The organism is Novosphingobium gossypii, assembly GCF_050433305.1.
Taxonomy (GTDB): Bacteria; Pseudomonadota; Alphaproteobacteria; order Sphingomonadales; family Sphingomonadaceae; genus Novosphingobium; species Novosphingobium gossypii.
The window spans coordinates 17,715-28,899 of record NZ_JBNPXM010000022.1 but is presented as its reverse complement, the minus strand read 5'-3'; the positions used below and the strand labels follow the sequence as shown (position 1 = coordinate 28,899).

10 protein-coding genes, 1 tRNA gene and 1 pseudogene are annotated in these 11,185 nt (G+C 63.9%); 9 read left to right on the top strand and 3 right to left on the bottom strand.

Going from position 1 to position 11,185, the window contains the following annotated elements:
* Nucleotides 1-18 precede the first annotated feature (18 nt).
* Nucleotides 19-95 (top strand) — tRNA-Met (locus tag GGR40_RS21785).
* Nucleotides 96-241: 146 nt separating this feature from the next.
* On the opposite strand, the pseudogene GGR40_RS21780 reads toward GGR40_RS21785, so the two are convergent.
* The 3 genes and pseudogenes from GGR40_RS21780 to GGR40_RS21770 form a co-directional block, all read right to left on the bottom strand.
* Nucleotides 242-511 (bottom strand): annotated as a pseudogene (locus GGR40_RS21780) (recombinase family protein); the annotation flags it as partial.
* A 119-nt stretch (nt 512-630) separates the two neighbouring features.
* Nucleotides 631-1,968, bottom strand: coding sequence for an anti-phage deoxyguanosine triphosphatase (locus GGR40_RS21775; protein ID WP_429278365.1), 1,338 nt, complete (start codon nt 1,966-1,968; stop codon nt 631-633).
* Between the two features lie 118 nt (nt 1,969-2,086).
* Complete coding sequence (locus GGR40_RS21770) at nt 2,087-3,403, bottom strand: MFS transporter (protein WP_429278364.1); 1,317 nt, start codon at nt 3,401-3,403, stop codon at nt 2,087-2,089.
* 189 nt (nt 3,404-3,592) lie between these two features.
* Between GGR40_RS21770 and cyoA the strand changes: the two genes are divergently transcribed.
* The 8 genes from cyoA to GGR40_RS21730 all read left to right on the top strand — a co-directional run bounded on the left by cyoA (nt 3,593) and on the right by GGR40_RS21730 (nt 11,180).
* Entirely contained in the window at nt 3,593-4,924 is a 1,332-nt protein-coding gene (gene cyoA / locus GGR40_RS21765) for a ubiquinol oxidase subunit II (protein WP_429278363.1), read from the top strand.
* 5 nt (nt 4,925-4,929) lie between these two features.
* Entirely contained in the window at nt 4,930-6,942 is a 2,013-nt protein-coding gene (cyoB, locus tag GGR40_RS21760) for a cytochrome o ubiquinol oxidase subunit I (RefSeq protein WP_429278362.1), read from the top strand.
* Between the two features lie 3 nt (nt 6,943-6,945).
* Entirely contained in the window at nt 6,946-7,590 is a 645-nt protein-coding gene (cyoC, locus tag GGR40_RS21755; protein ID WP_429278361.1) for a cytochrome o ubiquinol oxidase subunit III, read from the top strand.
* Nucleotides 7,590-7,997, top strand: coding sequence for a cytochrome o ubiquinol oxidase subunit IV (gene cyoD / locus GGR40_RS21750; RefSeq protein WP_429278360.1), 408 nt, complete (start codon nt 7,590-7,592; stop codon nt 7,995-7,997). Before cyoC ends, cyoD begins: the two co-directional genes overlap by 1 nt.
* A gap of 65 nt (nt 7,998-8,062) precedes the next feature.
* A complete protein-coding gene (locus GGR40_RS21745; protein WP_429278359.1) occupies nt 8,063-8,716 on the top strand; it encodes an SURF1 family protein in 654 nt (217 codons plus the stop codon).
* Entirely contained in the window at nt 8,701-10,080 is a 1,380-nt protein-coding gene (locus GGR40_RS21740) for an ATP-binding protein (RefSeq protein ID WP_429278358.1), read from the top strand. Before GGR40_RS21745 ends, GGR40_RS21740 begins: the two co-directional genes overlap by 16 nt.
* Nucleotides 10,077-10,631, top strand: coding sequence for a response regulator transcription factor (locus GGR40_RS21735; protein ID WP_429278357.1), 555 nt, complete (start codon nt 10,077-10,079; stop codon nt 10,629-10,631). Before GGR40_RS21740 ends, GGR40_RS21735 begins: the two co-directional genes overlap by 4 nt.
* 90 nt (nt 10,632-10,721) lie before the next feature.
* Complete coding sequence (locus tag GGR40_RS21730) at nt 10,722-11,180, top strand: GtrA family protein (protein WP_429278356.1); 459 nt, start codon at nt 10,722-10,724, stop codon at nt 11,178-11,180.
* Nucleotides 11,181-11,185: the final 5 nt, after the last annotated feature.

The window sequence follows — 11,185 nt, the reverse complement described above, 5'->3', positions numbered from 1 at the left end:
CAAGACGCAAATCAGTGACGCGGGGTGGAGCAGCCCGGTAGCTCGTCAGGCTCATAACCTGAAGGTCGTAGGTTCAAATCCTACCCCCGCAACCACCGCCATAGAACACAACGCGCCGCCCCAAGGGGCGGCGTTGTCGTTCAAGGCATACGCCGCCATCCGACACCGCCGACACGACCGTAAGCGCCCAAACGATTGGCGCCATCGGGGCAGATTGTCACCTTCTCGATCACCTGATCAATCAGCGCCGCCGCCTCGTATCGGCGGCATCCTGCGCAGCGTCTTGTCTGCGAGGTTCTTGAGAAAGCGCGCTCCCAGCAGGCTGCGACGGCGAACTTGACCTCTTCGACACGCCCCCCGTTACCGTGTGCAGATCAATCGAGTGATAGCTCAACTTCTTGCCCGGGCAGGCGATATCCTCGCTGCCGCGCGCGAGCCGGTCCAACGCTTCGCAGACGAGCATGTCTGCGTCGCCCGCCTCAATCATGCCCAGCACTTGCTCCATCCCGGACGGTTGCGCTTGTAGCCCGACTCCGCCGGGTCGTGGAACGTTCCCACCACCGTGCCGCCGAGCGCGCTGCTAAGGAAACGTCCGATCGCGATGCTTCTCCTCCGTCTCCGCGCCACTTCCTACAGCCGGTCGAACACGGAACCCATGCGCGGGCTGAACAGCCGGTCGTATGTGCGCAGAAGGTGGCTGTCGGTCATGCTTGCGACGTAGTCGCAGATCGTTCGCATGCCGCCGTCCGCCTGATCGAGTCGGTCAAGATCGTCCCGGGGGAGCAGGCGCTCAGGGTCGGCGGCAAGGGCTTCGAATACAGCCACGACCATCGTCTGCCCCTTGAACTCCAGTTGTTGCACTTCCGGGCTGGTGATGACGTGACGAACCACGAAGGTCTGCAATGCATTCAGGAAATCGCGTCGTGATCCATCCAGCGCTACACGCCAGCGTAGCAGCGGCTCGGTGAAAGGGGTGACGTCCGTGAAAGTGCTGCCCGTCAGGAAGTGGTGCACCATGCGGCTTATGAAGCGCTTGCGCGTGTTCGCGTCGCCGAACAGGCCATCCAGCATCCGCGAAAGCACGTCGTTCTCGCTCTCGCCGGGGTACTTTTCCTTGAGCGCGTTCAGGAACGATCCGCAGTGCGGGGTCACGGACCGGGCAAAGGAATCGCGGCTGACGAGGCCCAGAGCGATGGCGTCTTCCAGGTCGTGCACGCCATAGGCAATGTCGTCAGCCACATCCATGATCGAGCAGTCGAGCGATTTGTGGCGGGTGGCCGAATGCTTGCCGTTGCGATGGTCGAGGGCGACAAAGGCGTCTCGGTCGGCCCTGGAAAGCGGTTGCAGGATCCAGTCAACGACGTCCTGCTCGCTGTCGAAGTGGCACTTGGGCGGTTTGCAGCCTTGCTGGTCGAGCACGCGGATCGTCGATGGTCCGGCAAGGAGCGCCGGGACAAGCGCCGGATTGCGCGCAGTGGACCAGCTTGCGGGATACTTGAGGACGCCCAGCAGGGTGCGACGGCTGAGATTGGCGCCAGCACCGGCAGAATAGCTTTCCAGCCGGGCTAGAATCCGCAGGGTCTGGGCGTTTCCTTCGAACCCGCCGGCATCGCGCATGCAGTAGTTGAGCGCGACCTCGCCGCCGTGGCCAAAGGGCGGGTGGCCGACGTCGTGCGTGCAGCCGATGGCCTGGATCATGCTGCGTTCGGGCAGGTGGACCGTGGCCGGGTGGTCGGGGAAGGACCGGGCCATCTGCCGCGCCAGACCGCCTGCGATCTGCGCCACTTCCAATGAGTGGGTCAGGCGCGTACGGTAGAAATCGCTGTCGCCGAGGTTGAGGATCTGCGTCTTGCCCTGCAGTCGCCGGAACGAGGCCGAGTGGATGACGCGGGCGTAGTCGATATCGCCGTCTTCGCGGGCGTCTTCGGCCTGCGGCATCCAGTTTTCGCGACGGGCGTACCAGCTCATGCTTTCACCATGGGCAAAAGCTATTTCAGGTCGGCGAGGCACGGGCAAGCCGGGCATGAAAAAGGGCCGCTATCCGGTGGTGGATAGCGGCCCTTTTCGATGGCGGTGAAAGCGAGCCTTAGCGGCTTGCCAGTTCCTTGTTCAGCCACAGGGCCAGCAGGGTGGCCAGCGCGCCCGACAGCAGGTAGCCGCCCGATGCGATCAGACCGAAATGGGTCGACAGCAGCAGCGCGGCCAGCGGAGCGAAGCCGGCGCCGAACAGCCAGGCAAGGTCGCTGGTCAGCGCCGAGCCGGTGTAGCGGTGGTCGGTTGCGAAGGCCGAGGCGACGACGCCCGACGACTGGCCGAACGACAGGCCCAGCAGGATGAAGCCGCCGATCATGAACGCCAGCTCGCCCGCGGTGCCGGCATCCAGCAACTGCGGAGCGAAGCCGCTGAACACGGCGATGCCAACGGCGCACGTTCCGAGCAGGGTCCGGCGACCGAAGCGGTCGGCAAGGCGGCCCGACAGCAGCACGGCGACGAGGCCGAAGGCTGCCGCGAGCACTTCGATCATCAGGAAGCGGGTCGGCGCTTCACGGGTGAACAGGAACACCCACGACAGCGGGAACACGGTGACCATGTGGAACATCGCGAAGCTGGCGAGCGGGGCAAAGGCGCCGATCAGGACAGTGCGGCCTTCCTTGCTGATGGTGCCCATGACGCTGACGGGCTGCAGGTCGCGGCTTTCGAACAGCGTTTGGAATTCTTCGGTGACGACGATGCGCAGGCGCGCGAACAGCGCCACCACGTTGATCGCGAGCGCCACGAAGAACGGATAGCGCCAGCCCCAATCGAGGAAGTCAGCGGCGGGCAGCACCGCGATCATGTAGGCGAACAGCGCGCTGGCTACGATCAGGCCGAACGGTGCGCCCAGCTGGGGCACCATGGCCCACCAGCCGCGGCGTTCTTCGGGGGCGTTGAGTGCCAGCAGCGAAGCCAGGCCATCCCACGTGCCGCCGAGCGCGAAGCCCTGGGCGATGCGGAAGATCGCCAGCAGCCAGATCGCGGTGGCGCCCATCGTCTCATACGTGGGCAGGAACGCGATCGCCGCGGTAGATCCGCCCAGCCCGAACAGCGCGATCGTCAGCTTGATGCCGCGGCCATATGTCCGGTCGATAGCCATGAAGAACAGCGAGCCGAACGGGCGGGCAATGAACGCCAGCGCGAAGATGGCGAACGAATAGAGCGTGCCGGTCAGCGGATCGACGAAGGGGAAGAACAGCTTCGGGAACACCAGCACCGATGCGATGGCGTATACGAAGAAGTCGAAAAACTCCGAGGTACGGCCGATGATCACGCCGATCGCGATTTCGGAGGGCGAAATCGCGTGGTGCGGCTTGAACGTCGGCAGGCCGAGTTCTTCGCGGGTCGGAGGGGCGGTTGTGGTGCTCATCTGGCGGTTCGCAGCCTTCGTCTGAATTAATCTGCCGGAACGCGGGAACAATCCTGTACGTTCCGCGAATCGAAACTGGCGCAAGAATGCGCCCGCTACATCGGCGCCCTATTGTATCTCAAAACGCTCAAGGGGATTGGACAAAATGTCCTATGTTCGCATCCGCAGCACAAGCTTAGGCGACGCGCCATGCACCCGTCCGAGTCACGCCTGAACCCGCCCGGCCGTCGTTTCGGCCCGTTTCGAAACCGCGCGATGCGTCTCGTGGCAGCCCTTGGGCTGACCGGCGCGCTTTCCGCATGCAATACCGTCGTGCTCAAGCCGTCGGGCGACGTTGCACAGCAGCAGGGCGATCTCGTTATCGTTGCAACGCTGCTGATGCTTCTGATCGTCATCCCGGTGATGCTGGCCATCGTCGTGTTCGCATGGCGCTACCGTGCCAGCAACAAGGACGCCGCGTACGAGCCGGACTGGGATCACTCGACCCAGCTGGAACTGCTGATCTGGGCAGCGCCGCTGCTGATCATCATCTGCCTTGGCGCAATCACCTGGACCAGCACGCACCTTCTCGATCCCTACCGCACCATCGGGCGGATCGACGCCGAGACGCCGGTGGCCAAGGATGCCAAGCCGCTCAACGTCGAAGTGGTTGCGCTCGACTGGAAGTGGCTGTTCATCTACCCCGAGCAGGGCATTGCCACGGTCAACGAACTGGTCGTGCCGAGCGGCCGCCCGCTGAACTTCCGCATTACTTCCGCCAACGTGATGAACTCGTTCTACGTTCCCGCGATGGCCGGCCAGATCTACGCGATGCCGGGCATGGAAACCCGCCTGCACGCGGTGATGAACTCCAACGTCGAATCGGTCGGCTTCTCCGCCAACTATTCGGGCGCGGGCTTCACGCACATGCGCTTCAAGATGCGTTCCGTATCCGATGCCGATTTCGGCAAGTGGATTGCGGACGTGAAGACCACCGGCACCAGGCCGCAGCCTGCCGGAGAGCTTTCCAACGCCGAGGCCTTCACCGGCGATCCGGCGCAGCCGATCGGCGGAACCCTTGATCGCGCCGCTTACCTGCAGCTGGAAAAGCCGACGCAGAAGGTTCCGGCCATTCGCTTCGCCACCATCGACCCCAAGCTCTATGACTCCGTCGTCAACATGTGTGTCGAGCCGGGCAAGATGTGCATGAGCGAGATGATGGCGATCGATTCGCGCGGCGGTCTCGGCAAGGCCGGCATCCGCAACGTCGAGATGCTCGCCTACGACAAGAAGGGCCGCGAACACGCGGTCGCTGCAAGCGCCAACCCTTCCGAAGCGGTGAAGCGCGAACTGGCCTGGGTCCGTGCGCTGTGCGAACAGATGCCCGGCCAGGTCCGCGACGGCACCGTCAAGGCGCCGGACGACCTTCGCTCGCTGAATGGTGCTGGTATCCCGGCCCCACAGTCGATCGGCTTCGGTGACGAGGTGCCCGCCGCCTCTTCCGCGAAGCCCGCTCACGTTTCCTTGAATTCCCGGAACTGAAACTCATGGCCATAGAAGCCGCAGCCCATTCCCACTGGAGCCCCTTGCTGGGGCGCCTGTGGCTGGACGCCATCCCGCAGGAGCCGATCGTGCTCGCGACCTTCGTGGTCGTGGCGCTGGGCGGTGTCGCCCTAGTGGCGGCGCTCACCTACTTCAAGCTGTGGGCCTATCTCTGGAAAGAGTGGTTCACCAGCGTCGATCACAAGAAGATCGGGATCATGTACATGATCCTTGGCCTCATCATGTTCCTGCGCGGCTTTGCCGACGCGGTGATGATGCGCATCCAGCAGGCGATCGCGTTCAACGGGAACGAGGGATACCTCAACGCCCACCACTACGACCAGGTCTTCACTGCGCACGGCGTGATCATGATCTTCTTCGTGGCGATGCCTTTCGTCACGGGCCTCATGAACTACATCGTGCCGCTGCAGATCGGCGCGCGCGACGTCAGCTTCCCGTTCCTGAACAACTTCAGCTTCTGGATGACGACCGCAGGCGCGATCCTGGTCATGATGTCGCTGTTCATCGGCGAGTTCGCGCAGACCGGCTGGCTGGCCTACCCGCCGCTGTCGAATCTGGCGTACAGCCCCTGGGTCGGCGTCGACTACTACATCTGGGCCCTGCAGATTGCGGGTGTCGGCACCCTGCTGTCCGGCGTCAACCTGATCTGCACCATCGTCAAGATGCGCGCTCCGGGCATGACCCTGATGCGCATGCCGGTGTTCACCTGGACCTCGCTGTGCACCAACATCCTGATCGTCGCCGCCTTCCCGGTGCTGACGGCGGTCATGACGATGCTGACCGTTGACCGCTACCTGGGCTTCAACTTCTTCACGAACGACTTCGGCGGCTCGCCGATGATGTACGTCAACCTGATCTGGATCTGGGGCCACCCCGAGGTCTACATCCTCATCCTGCCGCTGTTCGGCGTGTTCTCGGAAGTCACCTCGACCTTCTCGGGCAAGCGCCTGTTCGGCTACTCGTCGATGGTCTACGCGACCATGGTCATCATGATCCTGTCCTACCTCGTGTGGCTGCACCACTTCTTCACGATGGGTTCGGGCGCCAGCGTCAACTCGTTCTTCGGCATCACCACCATGGTGATCTCGATCCCGACCGGCGCCAAGCTCTTCAACTGGCTGTTCACGATGTATCGTGGCCGCATCCGCTACGACCTGCCCATGATGTGGACGGTGGCGTTCATGCTGACCTTCACGATCGGCGGCATGACCGGCGTGCTGCTTGCAGTGCCGCCTGCCGACTTCGTGCTCCACAACTCGCTGTTCCTGATCGCGCACTTCCATAACGTGATCATCGGCGGCGTGCTGTTCGGCATCTTCGCCGCCATCAACTACTGGTGGCCCAAGGCATTCGGCTACAAGCTCAACGTGTTCTGGGGCAAGGTCAGCTTCTGGCTGTGGGTGCCCGGTTTCTGGGTGGCCTTCACGCCGCTCTACATCCTGGGCTTCATGGGCGTGACCCGCCGCATGCGGGTGTTCGACGATCCTAGCATCCAGATCTGGTTCGTCATCGCCGGCATCGGCGCGGCGATGATCGCCGGCGGCATCGGCGCCATGCTGGTCCAGTTCGCGGTGTCCATCTGGAAGCGCGAAGAGCTGAAGGACGAGACGGGTGATCCCTGGAACGGCCGTACGCTGGAATGGTCGACCTCCTCGCCGCCGCCCGAATACAACTTCGCGTTCACCCCGATCATCCATGATCTAGACGCCTATGACGACATGAAGCGTTGCGGCGTGCAGCGTCCGGTGGAAGGCTTCCTGCCGATCCACATGCCCAAGGGCACGGGCACCGGCCTGATCCTGGCCGGCCTGTCCACGGCGCTGGGCTTCGCGATGATCTGGTATATCTGGTGGCTGGCCGCCGTGTCGTTCCTCGGCATCATCGGCTACGCGATCTTCCATACCTTCAACTACGACCGCGACTATTACATCCCGGCCGAGACCGTGGCCGAGACCGAAGCCGCGCGTACCCGCCAGCTCGAAGCAGCGGGAGCCTGAGCCATGACCGCAAACACGATCAAGCCTGAAAACACCGCCAGCTCCGAGCAGCTTCGCGCCGCGTTCTTCGAGCTGGAGGAGCATCACCATCCCGAAGGCGGCAGCACCATGCTGGGCTTCTGGATCTACCTGATGAGCGACTGCCTCATCTTCGCGATGCTGTTCGCGGCCTACGGCGTGCTGGGTGGAAACCTGGCCGCCGGTCCCGGCCCGAAGGATCTGTTCGAACTGCCGCTGGTGGCGCTCAACACCGCCATGCTGCTGTTCTCGTCGATCACGTACGGCTTCGCCATGCTGGCCATGGAGAAGGGCAACAAGGGCGGCACGCAGGCGTGGCTTCTGGTCACCGCCGTGTTCGGTGCGGCGTTCTTGTCGATCGAGCTCTACGAATTCGCGCACCTGATCCACGAAGGCGCGACGCCGATGCGTTCGGGCTTCCTCACCGCGTTCTTCTCGCTGGTGGGCACGCACGGTCTGCACGTCACCTTCGGCCTGGTGTGGCTGTTCACGCTGGTCGTGCAGGTCGGCCGCAAGGGGCTGATCCCCGCCAACAAGCGTCGCCTGATGTGCCTGTCGCTGTTCTGGCACTTCCTCGACGTCGTCTGGATCGGCGTCTTCACCTTCGTCTACCTGATGGGAATGCTCTGATGGCCAACGTCGATACCCGTATCGAGGGGCACGCTCACCCCAACCCTTCCGCGCACGATCATCATGACGAGCATGGCAGCCACGGTTCGATGCGCGAATACGTCGTCGGCTTCCTGCTGTCGGTCGTGCTGACGGCGATTCCGTTCTGGCTGGTGATGAGCGGGGCAATCCCCGACAAGCAGACCACCGCGCTGGTCATCATGGCCTTCGCGGCAGTGCAGATCGTGGTCCACATGATCTACTTCCTGCACATGAACACCAAGTCGGAGAACGGCTGGACGGTCATGGCGCTGATCCTGACCATCGTGCTGGTCGTCATCACGCTGTCGGGCTCGCTGTGGGTGATGTACCACCTCAACACAAACATGATGCCGATGACCGCGCACGAAATGGGCCAGCTGCCCTGACCGAGGATCGCACACCGGTAGCAAAAGGAGCGCGGCGGCCCATCGGGCTTGCCGCGCTTCTGCTAGTGGCGGTCGCGCTGTTCGGCGCGCTGGGCGTGTGGCAGATTCAGCGAATGCACTGGAAGCATGCGCTGATCACCCGCGTCGATGCGCGGGTCCACGCCGCGCCCGTGGCACTGCCGGCGGATGCCCGGCTCGATCCTTCGCAGGAATATCTGCGGGTGCGGGTATCCGGCACCTATAACGGCGCAGCGACTTCGCTGGTGCGCGCGACGACGGTGCTGGGCACGGGTTACTGGACGCTGACGCCGCTGCGCCTGGACGATGGCCGGCAGGTCTGGATCAACCGGGGCTTCCTGCCCACCGGGACTACGCGCAGGGCCGCTGCTGCCGCCGCTCCGCAGGGTCGGGCCACGGTGATCGGCCTGCTGCGTTCTCCGGAGCCCAAGGGCAGCATCCTGCAGTCCAACGCACCGCAGGACGAGCGCTGGTACTCGCGCGATGTCGTGGCGCTTGCCAGCGCGCGGGGGATCGGGGCGGTCTCTCCGGCGTTCATCGACGCGCAAGTGGAGCAGGCGCAGGCGGCAGGGCCGCTGAAGCCCGTTCCCGGGCTGACGCAAATTCACTTCCCCGACAGTCACTTTGGCTATGCGCTGACCTGGTTCGCAATGGCGGCGCTATCGCTGTTCGGCCTCGTCTACGTATGGCGCAAGGCGTGACGGAACGCCGGACACCTTTACACCGCGTTGCCGCGGATCTTGCCGCCTTGTTCGCCCCGCCGGGCGTGGAGGGCGGAACCCCCAGCCGCACCAGCGTGGTGCTGCTGATCCAGTTGCGCTGGATCGCTGTATTCGGCCAACTCGCGACGATCGTGGTCGCGGCGGCGGTGCTGCGTGTCCGGTTGCCGCTCGCGCCTCTGCTGCTGGCGCCGCTGTTGCTGATCGTCATCAATCTGGCCGCCGCCAAGGTGGTGGTCCAGGCAAAGGCCTTTTCACAGCGTGAACTGTTCTCGGCGCTGATGATCGACGTCGTCGCGCTGTGCTGGCAGCTGTATTATTCAGGGGGCGCCACCAACCCCTTCACCTTCCTGTTCCTGCTGCAGATCGTCATCGGCGCGATCATCCTGGAGGCGCGCTGGAGCTGGCTGGTCGCCCTCAACGCCTGCCTGTGCATGGCCTTCCTTACCTTCCGCTACGAACCTCTGCAGCTACCCCCGCATTTCGCCACCGATCAGTTCCGCCTCTACATCTATGGCAGCCTGTTCTGCTTCGTGCTGGCAGCGGTGCTCCTGATCGTCTTCGTGGTCCGGCTGGACCGCAGCCGCCGTGAAAGCGATGCCCGCCTGGCCGCCTATTACCGGCAGGCCGCGGAAGAGGACCATATCATCCGCATGGGCCTGCTGGCATCCGGCGCAGCGCATGAACTGGGCACGCCGCTGTCGTCGATCTCGGTCATCCTGGGCGACTGGAGCCACGAGCCCACGATCACCGCCGATCCCGAGATGGCCGCAGACCTTGCGGACGTGCGCCGCGAACTTGAGCGTTGCAAGACGATCGTGTCGGGTATTCTCATGTCGGCGGGCGAACTGCGCGGCGTCGATCCCGCCGTCACCAGCGTGCGGGGCTTCGTGGAAGACCTTGCTGACGAATGGAGCGCCCGCATTCCCGGCGAACTGCGCGTCATCGACCGGTTGCCCGAGGACGTCGAGATCATCGCCGATCCGGGTTTGCGCCAGATCGTGGGCAATGTGATCGACAATGCCATTGAGGTCTCTCCAGACCTGGTCCTGTTCGAGGTCTGGCTGGAGGGTGACGCTGCCGAGCGCCGGATGATCTTTACCGTGAGCGACCGAGGGCCCGGCTTCGCACCCGAAGTCCTGAACCGGATCGGCCAGCCCTATATCTCCACCAAAGGACGCGATGGTGGCGGGCTCGGCCTGTTTCTGGTCGTCAATGTGATCCGCAAGCTGGGCGGGACGGTGTCGGTCGAAAACCGCGCGTCCGGTGGAGCAAGCGTGCAACTGGCGATTCCGCTCGCTACACTGGCGCTGGAAGAACAGGAACAACGGCAAGGGAAGCGATGACCGACACGCAAAGCGAAATCGGCGCTACGGGCGCCAGCCTGCTGATCGTCGAGGACGACCCGACTTTTGCGCGGACCCTGCGCCGATCGTTCGAGCGCCGGGGCTACCATGTGGCCTCGGCCGGCAGCCCGGAGGAGGCGGAAGCGCTGTTCCTGGCACAGGAGTTCGAATACGCGGTCGTCGACCTGAAGCTGGGCGCCGCGTCTGGCCTGACCGTGGTAGAGGCGCTGCATGCCCATGCGCCGCAGACCCGCATCATCGTCCTGACGGGCTATGCCAGCATCGCCACCGCGGTGGAGGCGATCAAGCTGGGTGCATCGCACTATCTGGCCAAGCCGTCCAACACCGACGACATCGAAGCCGCCTTTGCGTCGCTGCGCGGCGATGCCAGCGTGCCGGTGGAAGGGCGCAAGACCTCCATCAAGACGCTGGAATGGGAATATATCCACCAGACGCTTGTGGAATGCGAGTTCAACATTTCCGAAACCGCCCGCCGGCTGGGCCTGCACCGCCGGACACTGGCGCGCAAGCTTGAGAAGCGGCAGGTCTGAAGATGGTCGGTCATCGGCGGCGCACGGCTCGTAACCGGATGATCCGGCAAACGGTGGCAACTTTGGTCCGCTGGCGGGGTTAGCGAAGGCATGTTCCATTCGCCCATCGCGCGCGACCGTGATCCTTCCTCCCAGGGCTCCGGCGCGCATTACGGCCTGCTGAGCCGCCATACGGCAGTGCTGTTCGCCCGCAACGCCGTCTCGTCCTGCCTGTGCTTCGCCATCGATATGGCGCTGATCTGGCTGATGGTCTCGCGCCTGGGCGTGGACAAGTATGTGGCGGTGACGATCGGGTTCCTGTTCGCGAATTCGCTGAACTACGTACTCGCGCGGGTATGGGTGTTCCGCGAAAGCGACCGCGGGATTTTCACCGGCTACGTCTATTACCTCACGAACGCGCTGGTCGGGCTGGCGGTGATCCTCGCGGGTTTCGCATTTCTGACCGGTCTGCTGGGCGTCTATTACCTGGCAGCGCGGGTGATCGTCTCGCTGGTGTCAGGTACGCTGGTGTTCATCCTCAACGCCACGCTGAACTTCCACGAGGTCTAGCGGTT

What these genes read in the sequence shown, in the direction of transcription:
- GGR40_RS21735 (WP_429278357.1), top strand. Translation starts at nt 10,077, where the DNA reads ATGACCGACACGCAAAGCGAAATCGGCGCTACGGGCGCCAGCCTGCTG.
- cyoC (WP_429278361.1), top strand. Translation starts at nt 6,946, where the DNA reads ATGACCGCAAACACGATCAAGCCTGAAAACACCGCCAGCTCCGAGCAG.
- GGR40_RS21770 (WP_429278364.1), bottom strand. Translation starts at nt 3,403, where the DNA reads ATGAGCACCACAACCGCCCCTCCGACCCGCGAAGAACTCGGCCTGCCG.
- GGR40_RS21740 (WP_429278358.1), top strand. Translation starts at nt 8,701, where the DNA reads ATGGCGCAAGGCGTGACGGAACGCCGGACACCTTTACACCGCGTTGCC.
- GGR40_RS21775 (WP_429278365.1), bottom strand. Translation starts at nt 1,968, where the DNA reads ATGAGCTGGTACGCCCGTCGCGAAAACTGGATGCCGCAGGCCGAAGAC.
- cyoB (WP_429278362.1), top strand. Translation starts at nt 4,930, where the DNA reads ATGGCCATAGAAGCCGCAGCCCATTCCCACTGGAGCCCCTTGCTGGGG.
- cyoA (WP_429278363.1), top strand. Translation starts at nt 3,593, where the DNA reads ATGCACCCGTCCGAGTCACGCCTGAACCCGCCCGGCCGTCGTTTCGGC.
- cyoD (WP_429278360.1), top strand. Translation starts at nt 7,590, where the DNA reads ATGGCCAACGTCGATACCCGTATCGAGGGGCACGCTCACCCCAACCCT.
- GGR40_RS21730 (WP_429278356.1), top strand. Translation starts at nt 10,722, where the DNA reads ATGTTCCATTCGCCCATCGCGCGCGACCGTGATCCTTCCTCCCAGGGC.